Source organism: Mycobacterium paraterrae (genome assembly GCF_022430545.2).
GTDB lineage: Bacteria > Actinomycetota > Actinomycetes > Mycobacteriales > Mycobacteriaceae > Mycobacterium > Mycobacterium paraterrae.
This window is the reverse complement of record NZ_CP092488.2, coordinates 2,992,466-3,010,964: the sequence shown is the minus strand read 5'-3', so window position 1 is coordinate 3,010,964 and position 18,499 is coordinate 2,992,466. Positions and strand designations below refer to the sequence as shown.

Sequence of the window (18,499 nt, the reverse complement as noted above, 5' to 3'; positions counted from 1 at the left end):
GACTTTGCCATCAGGGTCAGACCTGCGATGCCCGTCGGCCGTAATCACCGAACGGTTCGTCGCGATGCTTGACCGCCTCGCGGAAACCGTGCTCCACCGCGTCGGCAACGAATGCATGGCCTTCGGGGGTGTGCCGGGCGACGCCGTCGAACACGGTGCTGACCATCCGGCTGGTGGCCACACCCTGTTGCAGCAGAGCGGAATTGAGCGCCAGCTTGACCATGATCAGCTGATTGACCGGCACCGCGGCGATCCGTTCGACCAGGCGTTCGGTGCGCTCGTCGAGGTCCTTGGGATCCGGTGCCTCGACGGCCAGGCCCCACTCGGCGGCCTGGGCGCCGGTGATGCAATCCCCGGTCAGCAGCAGGCGTTTCGCGCGCTGGTCACCCAGCCGGTGCGCCCACATTCCGGCCGCCGGAACACCCCAGACCCGAGTCGGCGGGTAGCCGATCTTTGCGTCCGCGGCCGCGATCACCTGGTCGGCGTGCAACGCGATGTCGGTGCCACCGGCCACGCAGTAGCCGTGGATCTTCGCCACCGTCGGCTTGTCCGCATACAGCAGGCTGGAAAACCCGCGGACGAAGCGACTCATCATCTGGTAGTCGATCATCGGATCCCACGGCTGATTCGGTAAGTGGTTGACCGCCTGCGTTTTACCGTCCAGCGACGTGCCGTGGTACGCACCGGTGCCGCCGGCCGAGCCGGTGCGATCGGCGTAGGCGCTCAGGTCGAATCCTGCGCAGAACCCCTCCCCGCGACCCGACACCAGGATGACGTGGACCGCTGGGTCCAGGTCGGCACGCTCCACCAACGCCGAGAGTTCCAACGGCGTATCCGCGATAATCGCGTTGCCCTTCTCGGGCCGGTTGAATGTGATCCGCGCAACCCGGTCGGTGACCTCATAGGTCATCGTCTTCAAGTTGTCGAAGTCGACCGGCCTGATCGCGTGCGTCATGAGCGCTGCTCGAAGGGTGTCATCCCTTTACTAGAGCACGCTCAATGATCGGCGCGAGATCCAGCCCGGTCGGCATGGTGCCGAAGGCGCCGCCCCACTGGCCTTCCAACCGAGTGGCCAAGAACGCCTCGGCGACGGCCGGGTGCCCGTGGCGCACCAGCAGCGAACCCTGCAGCGCCAGACAGATGTCTTCGGCAACCTTGCGGGCCCGGTACTGGATCGTCTCCAGGTCGCCGAGTTGCGGGCGCAGTTGCTCGACGTGGCGATCCAGTCGGGCGTCCTGACCCGCGCTCTTGGCAAGCTCGCCGAACAGGACCTCGATGCACTCGGGCCGAGTCGCCATGGCGCGCAACGTGTCCAGCGCGCTGACGTTGCCGGAGCCCTCCCAGATGCCCATCAGCGGCGCCTCGCGGTACAGCCGCGGCATACCGGATTCCTCGACGTAGCCGTTGCCGCCCAAACATTCCATGGCCTCGGCGGCGTGCGGGGTAGCACGCTTGCACACCCAGTACTTGCTGGCCGCCAGTCCGATACGGCGCAACAGCGCCTCGGTGTCGTCACCGCGCACCGCGTTGTCGGTGGCACCGGCCATTCGCATCGCGACCATCGTGGCCGCCTCGGCCTCGACGGCCAGGTCGGCCAATACGTTACGCATCAACGGCTGGTCGATCAGGTACTCACCAAATGCCTTGCGATGCTGGGCATGATGGACGGCTTGGGTGAGCCCGGTACGCATGCTGGTCGCACTGCCCAGCGTGCAGTCCAGCCGGGTGAGGTTGACCATCTCGATGATGGTGGGCACACCGCGGCCTTCCTCGCCGACGAGCCACGCGGTAGCGCCGTCGTATTCCACCTCGCTGGACGCGTTGGCGTTGTTGCCGAGCTTGTCCTTCAGGCGCTGCAATCGCATCCGGTTGAGGCTGCCGTCGGGTAGGACGCGCGGCAGGAAGAAGCAGGACAGGCCGCCGGGCGCCTGGGCGAGCACCAGGAAGATGTCGCACATCGGCGCGGAAGTGAACCATTTGTGACCGGTCAGCCGGTAGGTGCCGTCGCCGTTGGGGGCGGCCTCGGTGTTGCCGGCGCGCACGTCGGAACCGCCCTGCTTCTCGGTCATCGACATGCCGGCAGTGATGCCGAGTTTGGTTGTCGCAAGCTTCAATTCGGGGTCGTACTGGCGGCTGGTCAGCAGCGGCTCGTAGATCGCTGACAGCTCCGGGTTGAACCGCAACGCCGGAACCACCGCGTAGGTCATCGAAATCGGGCACATGTGACCCGGCTCGGCGGTCCAGACGCTGGTCTTGGCAGCGCGCACCACATGCGAGCCGCGGCGGTCGTCCGCCCAGGGAGCTGCGTGCAGTCCGTGCTCGATAGCGACCTGCATCAACTCGTGGTAAGCCGGGTCGAACTCGACCTCGTCGATCCGGTTGCCGTACCGGTCGTGGGTGCGCAGGATCGGACGGTTGCGTTGGGCCAGCTCGCCCCAGCGTTGGGTTTGGCGGGCGCCCGAGATCGCCCCGACCGCGGTCACCTCGTCCAGTCCCCACTGGCCGCCCTCGCGGATCAACGCCTCGATGAGCACCGGCGACGTGGCCGGGTTGTGCTCCTCCAATGGCGGCACCTGGTTACTGACGACATGGGTATCTGGCATGCCGCCTATATTACATTTTTCCTACAACCGCACAAGAGGTGTAATGCTCAGCGGTGGTGGCCGTCGAAGAATTCCCAGAGCTTGGTGGTGGCGAAGTCGGGCCAGCGGTGTCCGCCGTCGGCGACGGTCACCAGTGCGACCCCCAGGCCCTGCGCGCACGACGCCGTGGAGGTCGTGACCTGGCCGTCGGTTTTCTCAGTTGGTGGCTGGCATCGATCGATGTTGCGCCACAAGGCATTCAACTCGGGTACCGCGGGGCCGTCGATATGCGCGAAGCCGTGGCCGGGGCCGCCGCCATAGGGAATGTTCGGATCGGCGGTGCCGTGCACCGCCATCACCGAGGTGGGGTGCGGGGACCTGCACGGGTCCAGTTGGGTGCCGGCCACCGGGCCGACCGCGGCGAACAGGGTGGTGTTGCAGGCCAGGGTGTAGGCCATGATGCCGCCGTTGCTCATCCCGGTGGCGTATACACGCGACGCGTCGATGCCGATGTGTCTGGCGACGTCGCCGATGACCGCGCTGATGAAGGCGATGTCGTCGATGTGCTCACGGGCGGGTCTGCCACAGCAGCCGCCGCCATTGACGTTCCACGCGCGCTTGACGCCATCGGGGTAGACCGCGACGAACTTGTTCGAATCGGCCAATTGGTCCCAGCCGTAGGATCTTTCGGCTTGCTCGGCGTTACCGAAGCCGCCGTGCAACACCACCACCAGGCTGGTTGGATGGGTCAGACCGGCCGGCTTGTGTAGACGGTAGACCCGATCTTGGCCGCCCACGCCGATGGTGTGAATGCTCGCGCCGTCGACAAATCCCGACGGCGGCTTGGGCTGGAGGACCGAACATCCCGCGAGAACCAGCACGATACCGAGCAGCATCGCGACTCCATGACGCATCTCAGGCGCTCGTCTTCTCCCGCAGGAAGGCGATATCGTCCTTGCGGCCCTCTTCGGCCGTCTCGCAGATCACCGGCGCGTCGGCCGCTTTGACCACCGCCACCAGCAGATCGGGATCGATCTGACCGGTGCCGAAATTGGCGTGCCGGTCTCGCCCCGAACCCGCCGAGTCCTTGGAATCGTTGCAATGCACCAGGTCGATTCGGCCGGTGATCGCTTTGATCCGGTCTACAGCGTCGACCAGTCCTTCGCCGGCCGCCCAGGCGTGACAAGTGTCGAGGCAGAATCCGATACCCGCGTCCCCGATGTGGTCCCACAGCCGGGCGATCGTGTCGAAGTGGCGGGCCATCGCGTGGTCGCCGCCGGCCGTATTCTCCAGATACACCGGGACTTTCGTCTCCAGCTGGTCGAGCGCCTTGCGCCAGCGCTGAAAACCCTCGTCGAGGTCGTCGTCTTCCGTTACGTGGCCGCCGTGCACGATGACGGCGGCGGCGCCGATGTCGGTTGCCGCGTCACAGGTCTGCTGCAAGATCTTGCGCGACGGAATCCGCACCCGGTTGTTCGCCGAGGCGACGTTGATCAGGTACGGAGCGTGCACGTAGATCGGCAGGGCCGCGGCTTTGAGCTGGGCGGCGTCCTCACGCGGTTTCGGGGCCTTCCAGCTCTGCGGGTTGCCGAGGAAGATCTGGACGACGTCGGCATTTTCGGCCGCGGCGGTGGCCAGGGGATCCTGCGGGCTGATGTGTGAACCGATGAGCACGCGGGCCAGTCTAGTGAGAGCGGCCGACGGGCTCCCCCGAACGCGCGGCCCGATTGCTTGCGAATGTGCGGCTGGACGCACTGTCGACGCCGAATGTGCGGCTGGACGCACTGTCGAGCGCCGGGGCACGAAAAAGCCCCGAGCCGAAGCTCGGGGCTTTTTCGTTTGTCGACTAGCGAAGTCTTGTCCGACTCCTCAGCGACTCGTACCGAGTCGCATCGTCGTCGAACTATCGGTAGTCGGAGTAGCCGTAATCGTCCAGCGGAACCGCGGCTCCGGTCGCCTGGCCGAAGTCCGGGCTGTAGTACTGATCCTCGTAGGACGGGATCGTGTACGCCGCAGCGCGGGCTTCTTCGGTCGGCTGCACCTGGATGTTGCGGTACCGGTTGATGCCGGTTCCGGCCGGGATCAGCTTTCCGATGATCACGTTCTCCTTCAGACCCTGCAGCTTGTCGCTGCGGCAGTTGATCGCCGCATCGGTCAGCACGCGCGTGGTCTCCTGGAACGACGCCGCGGACAGCCACGAGTCGGTGGCCAGCGACGCCTTGGTGATACCCATCAACACCGGACGCCCGGCCGCAGGCTCGCCGCTCTCGGCCACCACGCGACGGTTCTCCGCCTCGAAGTCGGCACGGTCGATCAGCGAACCGGGCAGGAACTCCGTCGAGCCCGAATCGATGATGGTCACGCGGCGCAGCATCTGCCGGACGATCACCTCGATGTGCTTGTCGTGGATGGACACACCCTGTGCGCGGTAGACCTCCTGGACCTCCTTGGTCAGGTGGATCTGCACCTCGCGGGGGCCCTGCACACGAAGCACCTCGTGCGGGTCGGCCGAACCTTCCATCAGCTGCTGGCCCACCTCGACGTGGTCACCGTCGGCGAGCAGCCGCTCGGAGCCGTCCTCGTGCTTGAACACCCGCAGACGCTGACGCTTCGAGAGCTTGTCGTAGACAACCTCTTCACCGCCATCGTCCGGAACGATGGTGATCTTGTAGAAGCGCTCGCCATCCTCCAAACGCACCCGTCCGGTGACGTCGGCAATCGGTGCCTTACCGCGCGGCACGCGCGCCTCGAACAGCTCCTGCACACGGGGCAGACCGCCGGTGATGTCCTCACCGACACCACCCTGGTGGAAGGTACGCATCGTCAGCTGCGTGCCCGGCTCACCAATCGACTGCGCCGCAACGATACCCACGGCCTCACCGATGTCGACCAGCTTGCCGGTGGCCATCGAGCGGCCGTAGCAGGTCGCACACACACCGGTACCGGTAGTGCAGGTCAGCACGGAGCGGACCTTCACCTGCGTGATGCCGGCCGCCAACAGCGCGTCGATCTGCGGGTCACCCAGGTCCTCGCCGCGAGCGACGACGACATTGCCTGCCTCGTCGGTCGCGTCGGTGCCCAAAGTGCGGGCGTAGGCCGAGGTTTCGATGTGCGGGTCGCGGATCAGCGTTCCGTCGGGCTGACGCTCGGCCAGCTCGACCAGGATGCCGCGCTCCGTGCCACAGTCGGTCTCGCGAACGATGACGTCCTGCGACACGTCGACCAGACGACGGGTCAGGTAACCCGAGTCGGCGGTACGAAGGGCGGTGTCCGCCAGACCCTTTCGGGCACCGTGGGTGTTGATGAAGTACTCCAACACCGTCAGGCCCTCACGGAACGACGACTTGATCGGGCGCGGGATGAACTCACCCTTGGGGTTCGTCACCAGACCCTTCATGCCGGCCAGCGTCCGGGTCTGGGTGAAGTTACCGGTGGCACCCGAGTCGACGATCGTGATGATCGGGTTGTCGGCCGGGTAGTGCTCACGAAGGGCCTCACCGACCTTGTCGGTGGCTTCCTTCCAGATCTCCACCAACGCCTCGTTGCGCTCGTCGTGGTTCAAAGCACCACGCTGGTACTTCTTTTCGACCCCGTCGGCTTCCTTCTCGTAGGCGTCGAGGATCTCGCCCTTGTTCGGGGGAACCAGCACGTCGGCCATCGAGACGGTGACACCCGAACGGGTGGCCCAGTGGAAACCGGCGTCCTTGAGCTTGTCGACGGTCTGCGCCACCACGATCATCGGGTAGCGCTCCGCCAGGTCGTTGATGATCGCAGCCTGCACCTTCTTGTGCATCTGCTTGTCCACGAACGGATACCCGACGGGCAACAGCTCGTTGAACAGCACCCGGCCCAGCGTCGTCTCCGCGACCCAGGCATCGCCTGGCTGCCAACCGTTTTGACCAAACCGCTCGACCTCGATCTCGGCGGGCGGACGCAGCTGCGTCAGCCGAACCTTGATCTTGGCCCGCACGCTCAGGGCGCCACGGTCCATCGCCATGATGGCCTCGGCCGGCGAGGCGTACACCCCGGACTCCGGCTGATCCTTCGTGGCGGGCGTGTATTCGCCCTTGTCGCCGGCGATTTCGGTGGTCAGGAAGAACAGCCCGGTCACCATGTCCAGACGCGGCATGGCCAGCGGTCGACCCGAGGCCGGCGACAGGATGTTGTTCGACGACAGCATCAGGATGCGAGCCTCGGCCTGCGCCTCCGCGCTCAGCGGCAGGTGCACGGCCATCTGGTCACCGTCGAAGTCGGCGTTGAACGCCTCACACACCAACGGGTGCAGCTGAATTGCCTTGCCCTCCACCAGCTGCGGCTCGAACGCCTGGATACCCAGGCGGTGCAGCGTCGGTGCACGGTTCAGCAGCACCGGGTGCTCGGCGATGACCTCTTCGAGGACATCCCACACCTGCGGACGCTGACGCTCGACCATGCGCTTGGCACTCTTGATGTTCTGCGCGTGGTTGAGGTCGACCAGCCGCTTCATCACGAACGGCTTGAACAGCTCGAGAGCCATCAGCTTGGGCAGACCACACTGGTGCAGCTTGAGCTGCGGGCCGACCACGATGACCGAACGGCCCGAGTAGTCGACACGCTTACCGAGCAGGTTCTGACGGAACCGGCCCTGCTTACCCTTGAGCAGATCCGACAGCGACTTCAGCGGGCGGTTACCCGGCCCGGTGACCGGGCGGCCGCGACGGCCGTTGTCGAACAGCGCATCCACCGACTCCTGCAGCATCCGCTTCTCGTTGTTGACGATGATCTCGGGCGCGCCGAGGTCGATCAGCCTCTTGAGTCGGTTGTTGCGGTTGATCACGCGGCGGTACAGATCGTTGAGGTCGGAGGTCGCAAAGCGGCCACCGTCGAGCTGCACCATTGGCCGCAGCTCCGGCGGAATCACCGGAACGGCGTCGAGCACCATGCCCATCGGGGAGTTGCCCGACTGCTGGAATGCCGCAACGACTTTCAGACGCTTCAGGGCACGCAGCTTCTTCTGCCCCTTGCCGTTCTTGATGACGTCACGCAGGATCTCGGCCTCGGCATCGATGTCGAAGTTCTCGATGAGCTTCTGGATCGACTCCGCGCCCATGGCGCCGGTGAAGTACTCGCCGTAGCGGTCGATGAGCTCGCGGTAGAGGTTCTCGTCGACGATCAGCTGCTTGGGAGCCAGCTTGGTGAAGGTGTTCCAGATCTCCTCCAGCCGGTCCAGCTCGCGCTGGGCCCGGTCGCGGAGCTGGCGCATCTCACGCTCGCCACCGTCACGAACCTTGCGCCGCGCATCGGCTTTCGCGCCCTCGGCCTCCAACTCGGCCAGGTCGGCTTCCAGCTTCTGCGCACGCGCCTCGAGGTCGGCGTCGCGCTGATCCTCGATCGCCTTGCGCTCCACGACCATCTCGGCCTCGAGCGTGGACAGCTCGTTGTGCCGCATCTCGTCGTCGACCGCGGTGATCACGTAGGCGGCGAAGTAGATGATCTTCTCGAGATCCTTCGGCGCCAGGTCGAGCAGGTAGCCCAACCGGGACGGCACACCCTTGAAGTACCAGATGTGCGTGACGGGCGCGGCCAGCTCGATGTGACCCATCCGCTCGCGACGGACCTTGGCGCGAGTCACCTCGACGCCACAGCGCTCACAGATGATGCCCTTGAAGCGCACGCGCTTGTACTTGCCGCAGTAGCACTCCCAGTCGCGAGTCGGTCCGAAGATCTTCTCGCAGAACAGGCCGTCCTTCTCCGGCTTCAATGTGCGGTAGTTGATGGTCTCCGGCTTCTTGACCTCACCGTAGGACCAATTACGGATGTCCTCCGCGGTGGCCAGGCCAATTCGGAGTTCATCGAAGAAGTTGACGTCTAGCACGTAACTCCCTTTCCCCTTGCGGGTTTAGTAACACTGTGTTGAATGGACTCGCGCAAGCGCTCGTCGCTAAGCCAGGTCCTCGACAGAAGCGGATTCGTTGCGGGACAAGTTGATTCCCAAGTTCGCCGCAGCGCGCTCCAGGTCCTCGTCATCGCCGTCACGCATCTCGATGGCCGCGCCGTCGCTGGAGAGCACCTCGACGTTGAGGCACAGCGACTGCAACTCCTTGAGGAGCACCTTGAACGACTCGGGGATGCCCGGCTCGGGGATGTTCTCGCCCTTGACGATTGCCTCGTACACCTTGACCCGGCCGACGGTGTCGTCGGACTTTATGGTCAACAACTCCTGCAGCGTGTACGCGGCGCCGTAGGCCTGCATGGCCCAGCACTCCATCTCACCGAACCGCTGACCACCGAACTGCGCCTTACCACCCAACGGCTGCTGGGTGATCATCGAGTACGGGCCAGTGGACCGGGCGTGGATCTTGTCGTCCACCAGGTGGTGCAGCTTCATGATGTACATGTAGCCAACGGTCACCGGGTACGGGAACGGCTCACCGCTACGGCCGTCGAACAGGTTCGCCTTGCCGTCCGCGTTCACCATCACGTCGCCGTCGCGGTTAGGCAGCGTCGAGCCCAAAAGCCCTTGCAGCTCAGCCTCTTTGGCGCCGTCGAAGACGGGCGTCGCAACGATCGAGTCCGGCTGCGAGCTGTGCAGATCCTCGGGCAGGTTCGCCGCCCAGTCCGGAGCACCTTCGATGTTCCAGCCGGCCTTGGCCACCCACCCGAGGTGGGTCTCCAGGATCTGGCCGATGTTCATCCGTCGCGGCACACCGTGCGTGTTCAGGATGATGTCCACCGGGGTGCCGTCCGGAAGGAACGGCATGTCCTCGACCGGCAGGATCTTGCCGATGACGCCCTTGTTGCCGTGGCGTCCGGCCAGCTTGTCACCGTCGGAGATCTTGCGCTTCTGAGCGACGTAGACGCGGACCAGCTCGTTGACACCGGCCGGCAGCTCGTCGTCGTCCTCGCGCGAGAACACCCGGATGCCGATGACCTTGCCGGACTCACCGTGCGGCACCTTCAGCGACGTGTCACGGACCTCGCGGGCCTTTTCACCGAAGATCGCGCGGAGCAACCGCTCCTCCGGGGTCAGCTCCGTCTCACCCTTCGGGGTGACCTTGCCGACCAGGATGTCGCCGTCGCGGACCTCTGCACCGATGCGGACGATGCCGCGCTCGTCGAGGTCTGCCAGCACCTCGTCGGAGACGTTCGGGATGTCCCGCGTGATCTCCTCGGCACCCAGCTTGGTGTCGCGGGCGTCGATCTCGTGCTCCTCGATGTGGATCGAGGTGAGCACGTCCTCTTCAACCAGGCGGTTGGACAGGATGATCGCGTCCTCGTAGTTGTGACCCTCCCACGGCATGATCGCGACGAGCAGGTTCTTGCCCAGCGCCATCTCGCCGTTGTCGGTGCACGGCCCGTCGGCGATGACCTGGCCGGCCTCGACCCGCTCGCCGGAGTCGACGATCGGACGCTGGTTGGCGCAGGTGCCGTGGTTGGACCGGGCGAACTTGCGCATCCGGTAGGTGTGCCGGGTGCCGTCGTCAGCCATCACGGTGACGTAGTCCGCCGAGACTTCCTCGATGACACCGGCCTTGTCCGCGACGACGACGTCGCCGGCGTCGATCGCGGCGCGCAGCTCCATGCCGGTACCCACCAGCGGCGCCTCGCTACGCACCAGCGGAACCGCCTGGCGCTGCATGTTGGCACCCATCAGGGCACGGTTGGCGTCGTCGTGCTCGAGGAACGGAATCATCGCGGTGGCCACCGAGACCATCTGGCGTGGCGAGACGTCCATGTAGTCGACCTCGGCCGACGACACGTACTCGACCTCGCCGCCCTTGCGTCGAACCAGCACGCGGTCCTCGGCGAAGTGGCCGGCGTCGTCGAGCGGCGAGTTGGCCTGGGCGACGACGTGGCGGTCTTCCTCGTCGGCGGTCAGGTACTGGATCTCGTCGGTGACGACACCATCGGTGACCTTGCGGTACGGCGTCTCGATGAAGCCGAACGGGTTGACCCGTGCGTACACCGAGAGCGAACCAATCAGACCGATGTTCGGACCCTCAGGAGTTTCGATCGGACACATCCGGCCGTAGTGGCTGGCGTGCACGTCACGAACCTCGAGGCCGGCGCGCTCACGTGACAGACCACCGGGGCCCAGCGCCGAGAGACGACGCTTGTGCGTCAGACCCGACAGCGGGTTGTTCTGGTCCATGAACTGCGACAGCTGGCTGGTGCCGAAGAACTCCTTGATCGCGGCGACCACCGGGCGGATGTTGATCAGGGTCTGCGGCGTGATCGCCTCGACGTCCTGAGTCGTCATCCGCTCGCGGACCACGCGCTCCATCCGGGACATACCGACCCGGATCTGGTTCTGGATCAGCTCGCCGACGGTACGCAGACGACGGTTACCGAAGTGGTCGATGTCGTCGGTCTCCACCGGCACTTCGACGCCGCCGGGGATGGTCATCGAGGTTTGGCCCTCGTGGAGGCGCACCAGGTACTCGACGGTCGCGACGACGTCTTCCTCGGTCAACGTGGTCGACGACGTCTCGGCTGGCGTCGCGCTCAGGCCCAGCTTCTTGTTGATCTTGTAGCGACCGACGCGGGCCAGGTCGTAGCGCTTCTCCTTGAAGAACAGGTTCTCCAGCAGGGTCTGCGCGGACTCCTTGGTCGGCGGCTCGCCCGGACGCAGCCGGCGGTAGATCTCCAGCAGCGCCTCGTCGGAGTTCGACGTAGGGTCGCGCTCGAGGGTCTGCATCATGATCTCGGAGAAGCCGAAGCGTTCCCGGATCTGCTCGTTGGTCCAGCCCAGCGCCTTGAGCAGCACGGTGACGGCCTGGCGGCGCTTGCGGTCGATGCGGACGCCGACGGTGTCGCGCTTGTCGATGTCGAACTCCAGCCACGCGCCGCGGCTCGGGATCACCTTGACGCTGTGCAGCACCTTCTCGGTGGACTTGTCGATGGTGTCGTCGAAGTACACGCCCGGCGAGCGGACCAGCTGGCTGACCACCACACGCTCGGTGCCGTTGATGATGAACGTGCCCTTCTCGGTCATCATCGGGAAGTCACCCATGAACACCGTCTGGCTCTTGATCTCGCCGGTGTTGTTGTTGATGAACTCCGCGGTGACGAACAGCGGGGCCGCGTACGTCATGTCCTTGTCTTTGCACTCATCGACCGGGGCCTTCACCTCGTCGAATCGAGGGTCGGAGAACGAGAGCGACATCGAACCCGAGAAATCCTCGATCGGCGACAGCTCTTCGAGGACCTCTTCGAGACCGCCCTTGGGGTCGACCTCGCCGCGTTCCACCGCGCGCTCACGCCAGGTGTCCTTACCGATCAGCCACTCGAAAGAATCGGTCTGAACATCCAGCAAACCGGGAACCTCGAGAGGTTCGCGCAGCTTGGCGAACGAGACGCGATCTGGAGCACCGGGTACAGAACTGTTAGAAGAGGAAGTAAGTGAGTCGTTCTTGCTCTGGCGGGAGACTGCCAAGATGCATTCCTTCCAGCACCTCACGCGACTACAGATCCGGAGATCACTCCGAGCCGTTCGCCGCTATAACTTTGTCGGTTCGGCTGGCGGACGATCTGTCCGAATCTCACGCACGCAGCTAATTCGCTTTGGTCAGCGATAGCTCAAGCTAGGACCACGATGTCGTGTGGCGGGTGTGAGGTGGGCAGGAGGCAGCCAGCGCAACGTCCAACAATAGCGCAGGACGGCGCATTCCTCAACTACCGTGCTCGGGGGTATCGGCGCTGGCTGGCGTCTCTACTTTCCCGTGCATACATGCTGCCCAACAGAGTGACGCGTGCAGAGGGTTCCGTCAAGAGGTGACGCACCTTGTTTGTGGAACAAACTCCTTCCGTGACGGTGGCAAGGGCGGCGAAGCCGGACGCAGCCGGCCGGCACCAAATAGCCGGATCCGGGGTTTTCTCTACCCGCGCTGCGTCGGTATCGAGGCGGTGTCGGGGTCTTCGTACTTGTGGGCCGGGTTGTGCGCGGTCTTGTCGTTTTCAAAGGACTCGAGGATGGCTTCCTGGGCCTGCTTGGGCAGCAGGTGCAGGTTCTCCCGGACCCGGTCCTGGCGGCGCTTGGCGGCTTTACGCTCCGGCATCCCGGGCGTCGCGGTGACCTGTGGCGGCACGCCCTCGATCTCGTCGACACCACCGTCGTGGTGGCCGGCCTCCAAGTGGGCCTGCTCCTCGGCCATGGTGGCCTCGTCTTTTTCCTCCGACATACCGATCGGCCCGATCCGGCGGCCGTTGAGGAACTGGCGCACCACCGGCTCATCAGAGGTCAACAACACCTCGCGCGGGCCGAACATGACCAGCTTGCGGCGGAACAGCATGCCCATGTTGTCAGGCACCGTGCGGGCGATGTTGATGTTGTGCGTGACGATCAAGATCGTGCAGTCGATCTGGGCGTTGATGTCGATCAACAGCTGCGATAGGTATGCGGTACGCACCGGGTCCAGACCGGAGTCCGGCTCGTCACACAGGATGATCTGCGGGTCGAGCACCAGCGAGCGGGCCAGCCCGGCACGCTTGCGCATACCACCGGAGATCTCACCGGGGAACTTCTTCTCATCCCCGGTCAGACCCACCATGTCCAGCTTCTCCATGACGATGTCACGGATTTCGCTTTCCTTCTTCTTGGTGTGCTCGCGCAGCGGGAATGCGGTGTTGTCGTAGAGGTTCATCGACCCGAACAGCGCGCCGTCCTGGAACATGACGCCGAACAGGGTGCGAATGTCGTAGAGCTCCTTGGCCGAACACTCGGTGATGTCGGTGCCGTCGACGATGATCGAACCCCGCTCGGGGCGCAGCAGACCAATCAACGACTTCAAGAAGACGGACTTGCCCGTACCCGAGGGGCCCAGCAGAACGCTGACTTCCCCCTCCGGGATTTCCATCGTGACGTCTTCCCAGATTCGCTGGGACCCGAAGGACTTGGTCAGTCCCTCGACCGAGATACCGATGCCCATGCGAAACCCTCCCGCTGATGTTGCTGATCGCAGCCCAAGCCCAGCTTGTGGCTTGAGTCACTGTAGCGCACGGTTAGGCCAGATTTGATCAGTCCTGAGGCGCCCAGTTGCCGTGAAATCCCATCGGTACGCGCTGCGGTAAGTGCACTGTCGCCACCGACTCACACGTTTGCGCGTCGAGCAGCACCAGCTGGCCTTCGGCACGTCCGCGGTGATACCCGTAACCGATCAGGATTCCGTCGTCCTCAGACAAACTAGCCGAGTCGGCCGCCGGGCGCGGGACGAAGGACATCTCGCCGAGCAGCAGCTCCGGGTCGAGCGGGGCGACCATGCTCGATCCACTCGCAAAGTCGTGCTTGTAGAGCGACGACAGCATTTGCGATCTGCCTGAGTCCACGAAGCCACCCTCGATGCCGACGGTGTAGCCGAAGCGGTGCTTGCTGCCCAGCAGTGTCTCGTTGATCCGCGGGAACTCCTGCGAGCGGTCGTCGAGGCGTTCGGTCCCGACTTTTCCGGTGACGAGGTTGATCGTCCACCGGTCCAGGGTGGGTGCGGTGTCACCGGGTCCACGACGGTCGCGGTCGAACATCCGCTCGTACCGGACCACGTCGAGTACCAGCACTTCCTGGCCGTTGCGGTCCTCCGAGTAAGCATTCAGCGGGTGGTAGACGTAGCAGGGTTCGACGTCGAACCACCGCACATCACTGTTTCCACCTTCGCGCGGCATCACGCCGATGCGCGCCGGGTACTTCGGGTTCCAGGCGTAAGGCAGCCGGTAATCCGACTTCTCGTTGCGGTTGAACCTCGCGGCGATCGGCCCGGGCACCGGCACCTGACCGACGACGGCTTCGGCCACGATCTGGGCCGGGCGCCGCATCCAGCGTGGCATCTTCGTCGGCAGCACCTGCATCGGGTCGAGCGTGACCGGCAAGTCGTAAAGCACGACGTATTTATCTGTCAGCGAGAAGTCGTGCATCATCGGCGACCCCGATACCGAGATGTCGACGGTGCGACGGGCCCGCCCGGTTGTGTCGATCACGGAATACTGCACCGACTTGCCGCGTGCGAACGAGTAATTCACCGCGTGCAGTTCGCCGGTACGCGGGTCGCGATGCGGGTGGGCGGCATAGCCGCCATACAGGGTGCCGTCGAAGTCGCATGCCCCGACGGTGTCGAGCTCGTCGGTGAGTTCGTAATTGGCGACACCACCCTCGACCAGCGCCAGCGTCTTGCCGGCGTGGGCCAAGACGTTGGTGTTGGCGCCCAGCGCCTGCATGCCGCTCTTCAGGTTCGGCGCGACAGCGGCCTCACCCAGGGCCTGACGGACCGCAGCGCTGCGCACCCACCGGTTGCGATACCAGTTGGCCTTTCCGCCCTGCAGCGACACCCCGTGGACCATTCCGTCGCCGGTGAACCAGTGATACGTCACCGGGTCGACCTCGGCGACCGGGTTCGGCCCGTTGCGCAAGTAGCGACCGTGCAAGAAATCCGGGATGTGCCCGGTGACCGGCAAGTCGGTGGCGGTCACCTCGTCGCGGACCGGGGCGAGGAAATCATCCAGATATGGGTTGGCCGGCGGTGTAGTTACGGCGTTGGTCACGGCGGGGCTCCTAGCTCCTATAACATTGATATTTCACCGTTATACGCACCCGTCGCCAGGTGTGTCAAGATGTCTGCTGATGACGTCTTCGATTCCCCGCCAGCCGCGCAACGTGCGCGACGAACTGCTGCGCGTCGCCGTCGACATCCTCGACCAGGACGGGCCGGACGGACTGCAGACGCGCAAAATCGCCAGCGCCGCCGGAACGTCGACGATGGCGGTCTACACATACTTCAGCGGTATGCCGGGCCTGATCGCCGCGGTTGCCGAAGAAGGGTTGCGTCAGTTCGACGCGGCGTTGACGATGCCGTTGACCGACGACCCGGTCGCGGATCTGATGGCGACCGGAATCGCCTACCGGCGCTATGCGATCGAGCGGCCGCACATGTATCGGTTGATGTTCGGCAGCACCAGCGCGCACGGGATCAATGCGCCGGCGCACGACGTGCTCACGCTGACCCTGGCCGAGATCAACGACCACTACCCCAGTTTTGCGCACGTCGTGCGCGGCGTGCACCGGGCGATGCAAGCCGGCCGGATCGGCGGCTCACCCGACGACGATGCTGGTGTGGTGGCGACCGCCGCGCAGTTCTGGGCGGCGATTCACGGGTTCGTGATGCTGGAGCTGGCCGGGTCGTACGGCGCGCAGGGCAACGCGGTCGGTCCGGTGCTGGCGGCGTTGACGACGAATTTGCTCGTGGCCCTGGGTGATTCGCCGGAGCTGGTGCGCAAGTCGCAGCTGGCGGCGGTGCAGCGCTGAATGCACGAAACCCCCGGAACCCGTTGGGGCTCCGGGGGTTTCTGCGTGGAAACTACTTGACGGTGACCGTGGCGCCGGCGGCCTCGAGCTTGGCCTTGGCGTCGTCGGCGGCCTCCTTGGGCGCCTTCTCCAGAACCGGCTTCGGCGCGCCGTCGACCAGGTCCTTGGCTTCCTTCAGGCCAAGGCCGGAGACGATTTCACGCACGACCTTGATGACGCCGATCTTCTTGTCACCGGCGGCCTCGAGGATGACGTCGAACTCCGACTGCTCCTCGGCGGCCTCGGCCGGGGCACCACCGGCGGCGGGGCCGGCAGCGGCGACGGCGACCGGAGCGGCCGCGGTGACCTCGAAGGTCTCTTCGAACTTCTTCACGAACTCCGAGAGCTCGAGCAGGGTCAGTTCCTTGAAGGCGTCGAGCAGTTCGTCGGTGGAGAGCTTGGACATGTGGTGGGTCCTTCCTGGGTGTTACGGGTTATTCGGTGGTTTCGGCGGGTGATTCCGCAGATGTTTCGGTGGTCTCTGCCTCGGCAGACGGCGCTTCGGCGGCGGGGGCCGTAGCGTCGGCCGGGGCTTCGGCGGCTTTCTTCTCTTGCAGTGCAAGGGCAAGCCTGGCCATCTGCGAGGCGGGCGCATTGAACAGCCCGGCCGCCTTGGACAGGTTGGCCTTCATCGCTCCGGCCAGCTTGGCCAGCAGGACCTCGCGCGACTCCAAGTCGGCGATCTGCTCGACTTCGGCGACCGACAACGCGCGGCCGTCCATGTAGCCGCCCTTGATGACCAGTGCCTTGTGGTCCTTGGCGAACTTCTTGATCGCCTTGGCGGCGTCGACGGCCTCGCCGCTGACGAACGCGATCGCGGTCGGGCCGACGAACAGTTCGTCGAGACCTTCGACGCCGGCGTCCGACGCGGCCCGCTTGATCAGCGTGTTCTTGGCGACGGAGTACGTCGCCGAACCAGCCAGCGAGCGGCGCAGCTCGGCCAGGTTCGCGACCGTCAACCCGCGATACTCGGTGATCACGGTCGCCGTTGAGCTCTTGAACTGCTCAGCGATGTCTGCAACGGCTGTGGCCTTGTCAGCCTGTGCCATGCATTCCTCCTTGGGTTCTTTCAGCCCGGAAACGACGAACGCCCCGACGCAGGATGCGGTCGGGGCGTGAAGATGGCGTCGTCGAGCGGCGCCGTGCCTCGTCCTCCTGCGTGGGCCGCCGGCGCCATACTTTCTGTACGGGTCCGGACCTTCAACCGATTGCTCGGTGACCGACGGTCTTCGGTGGATCGCCGACCACCATACAGTGAGCAGCCGCGATCAGCCAAAACGGCGAGTCCCACCCGTCACAGCTCCCGGCAATGTGCCGGCTTGCCCGCCTTCGAGCGAATTGCCGCTGCCCGTAGTGCCAACTCGCGCTGGCGGATCCGGTATTCGGTGCCCCGGGGCATCCCGCCCGGGGCGTACACCCCATATCTGACGTGTCGGACTCGACCGCGACGGCGCTCCCACCGCAACGCGTCCGACACCGACTTGTTGACGGGGCTATCGGCGGTGAACCCGTGGAAGGCGAGCGCGTCGACCAGCTCGCGGACGGTGGACCGGCCGTGCCTGGCCAGGTGCATCGTCAGGACATATCGCAACTCGATACCGCGCAGGGTGTACATGAACGGAAGTTCGCACGCCGGTACGACAAGCACCGCGAATTCGCTCAGAGGTGGGCACATCGACACCCGGTCAGCATCGGTGACTCAAGTGACTCGTGAGACAAGAGCGGCGGCCCCGATCAAGCCGGCGTTGCCGCCGAGCGCGGCCGGTACCACCCGTAGGCCGCGGACGAAGCTCAGCCCCGCGTAATTCGCGAGCGCGGCCCGCAGCGGGTCGAATAGCAGCGGGCCGGATCTCGCCACTCCGCCACCGAGGACGACGAGGTCGAGATCGCACACGGCGCCGACCGACGCGATCATCGCCGCAAGCGCGGTGGCCCCCCGCTGAAAAGCGCTGAGCGCTGCGGCATCACCGGCCTGTGCGGCGTCGGCGAGCGCGACGGCGTCGGCGTCCGGTGGCCCGGCCCAGCCGTTGGCCAGGGCCCACCGGGTCATCCACGGACCGGATGCGACGGTCTCCACGCACCCCTGTCCGCCGCAGGCGCAACGCTGCCCGTCGGGTTCGACGACGACGTGGCCGACGTGGCCGGCGTTGCCGGTCCGCCCGTGATACGGCTTGCCGTCGAACACCAGTCCGCCGCCGACCCCGGTCGAGACCACCATGCCGAGCATGAAGCGTGCCCCGTCTCCGGCGCCACGCCAATGCTCGCCGAGGGCCATGCAGGTGCCGTCCCCGGCCAATTCCACCGGCACGTCGGCCACCACCGAGGCGACCCGGTCGCGCAGCGCAAAGCCTTGCCAGGAGGGGATATTGATCGGACTGACCGTTCCCGCGACCCCGTCGATCGGGCCCGCGCATCCGATGCCTACCGCAGCGACGGCGCCGTCGGCGGTCGTGATCGCGTCGGCGATCATCCGATCGAGAACGCTCCAGACATGTTCGGCGTCTTGGTGTTTCGGGGTCGGCTGGACGAAGCTGTGCAGGAGGTCGCCCGCAGGGTTGACGAGTCCGACGGCAAGCTTGGTGCCGCCGATGTCGAGCGCCAGGGTCAGCAT

At 65.3% G+C, this 18,499-nt stretch carries 13 protein-coding genes; 1 reads left to right on the top strand and 12 read right to left on the bottom strand.

Going from position 1 to position 18,499, the window contains the following annotated elements; genetic code table 11:
- Positions 1-16: 16 nt before the first annotated feature.
- The 8 genes from MKK62_RS14420 to MKK62_RS14385 all read right to left on the bottom strand — a co-directional run bounded on the left by MKK62_RS14420 (position 17) and on the right by MKK62_RS14385 (position 15,089).
- Positions 17-955, bottom strand: a complete 939-nt coding sequence (locus MKK62_RS14420; protein WP_240260054.1) for a crotonase/enoyl-CoA hydratase family protein — start codon at positions 953-955, stop codon at positions 17-19.
- A gap of 19 nt (positions 956-974) precedes the next feature.
- The gene (locus MKK62_RS14415; RefSeq protein WP_240260062.1) at positions 975-2,603 is read right to left on the bottom strand and encodes an acyl-CoA dehydrogenase family protein; all 1,629 of its coding nucleotides are present in this window, start codon (positions 2,601-2,603) and stop codon (positions 975-977) included.
- 47 nt (positions 2,604-2,650) lie between these two features.
- Positions 2,651-3,496 (bottom strand): CE1 family esterase, encoded by an 846-nt coding sequence (locus tag MKK62_RS14410; protein WP_240260064.1) that lies wholly within the window; start codon positions 3,494-3,496, stop codon positions 2,651-2,653.
- A 1-nt stretch (position 3,497) separates the two neighbouring features.
- Positions 3,498-4,256, bottom strand: a complete 759-nt coding sequence (locus MKK62_RS14405; protein ID WP_240260066.1) for a deoxyribonuclease IV — start codon at positions 4,254-4,256, stop codon at positions 3,498-3,500.
- Positions 4,257-4,485: 229 nt separating this feature from the next.
- A complete protein-coding gene (locus tag MKK62_RS14400; RefSeq protein ID WP_240260068.1) occupies positions 4,486-8,436 on the bottom strand; it encodes a DNA-directed RNA polymerase subunit beta' in 3,951 nt (1,316 codons plus the stop codon).
- Between the two features lie 66 nt (positions 8,437-8,502).
- Entirely contained in the window at positions 8,503-11,997 is a 3,495-nt protein-coding gene (gene rpoB, locus MKK62_RS14395; RefSeq protein WP_240260079.1) for a DNA-directed RNA polymerase subunit beta, read from the bottom strand.
- Positions 11,998-12,439: 442 nt separating this feature from the next.
- Entirely contained in the window at positions 12,440-13,489 is a 1,050-nt protein-coding gene (locus MKK62_RS14390; RefSeq protein ID WP_240260081.1) for an ABC transporter ATP-binding protein, read from the bottom strand.
- An 88-nt stretch (positions 13,490-13,577) separates the two neighbouring features.
- The gene (locus MKK62_RS14385; RefSeq protein ID WP_240260083.1) at positions 13,578-15,089 is read right to left on the bottom strand and encodes a carotenoid oxygenase family protein; all 1,512 of its coding nucleotides are present in this window, start codon (positions 15,087-15,089) and stop codon (positions 13,578-13,580) included.
- A 79-nt stretch (positions 15,090-15,168) separates the two neighbouring features.
- Here MKK62_RS14385 and MKK62_RS14380 point away from each other — a divergent pair, with 79 nt between their 5' ends.
- Positions 15,169-15,849: a TetR/AcrR family transcriptional regulator gene (locus MKK62_RS14380; RefSeq protein ID WP_240260085.1), complete on the top strand. Its 681-nt coding sequence runs from the start codon at positions 15,169-15,171 to the stop codon at positions 15,847-15,849.
- Positions 15,850-15,901: 52 nt separating this feature from the next.
- On the opposite strand, the gene rplL is transcribed toward MKK62_RS14380, so the two are convergent.
- The 4 genes from rplL to MKK62_RS14360 form a co-directional block, all read right to left on the bottom strand.
- Positions 15,902-16,294, bottom strand: a complete 393-nt coding sequence (rplL, locus tag MKK62_RS14375) for a 50S ribosomal protein L7/L12 (protein ID WP_240260087.1) — start codon at positions 16,292-16,294, stop codon at positions 15,902-15,904.
- Positions 16,295-16,322: 28 nt separating this feature from the next.
- Complete coding sequence (gene rplJ, locus MKK62_RS14370) at positions 16,323-16,937, bottom strand: 50S ribosomal protein L10 (RefSeq protein ID WP_240260089.1); 615 nt, start codon at positions 16,935-16,937, stop codon at positions 16,323-16,325.
- A 245-nt stretch (positions 16,938-17,182) separates the two neighbouring features.
- Entirely contained in the window at positions 17,183-17,503 is a 321-nt protein-coding gene (locus MKK62_RS14365; protein ID WP_240264148.1) for a hypothetical protein, read from the bottom strand.
- 84 nt (positions 17,504-17,587) lie between these two features.
- Positions 17,588-18,499 carry an ROK family protein gene (locus tag MKK62_RS14360; RefSeq protein ID WP_240260091.1) on the bottom strand — a complete coding sequence of 304 codons (912 nt, stop codon included), beginning with the start codon at positions 18,497-18,499 and terminating at the stop codon, positions 17,588-17,590.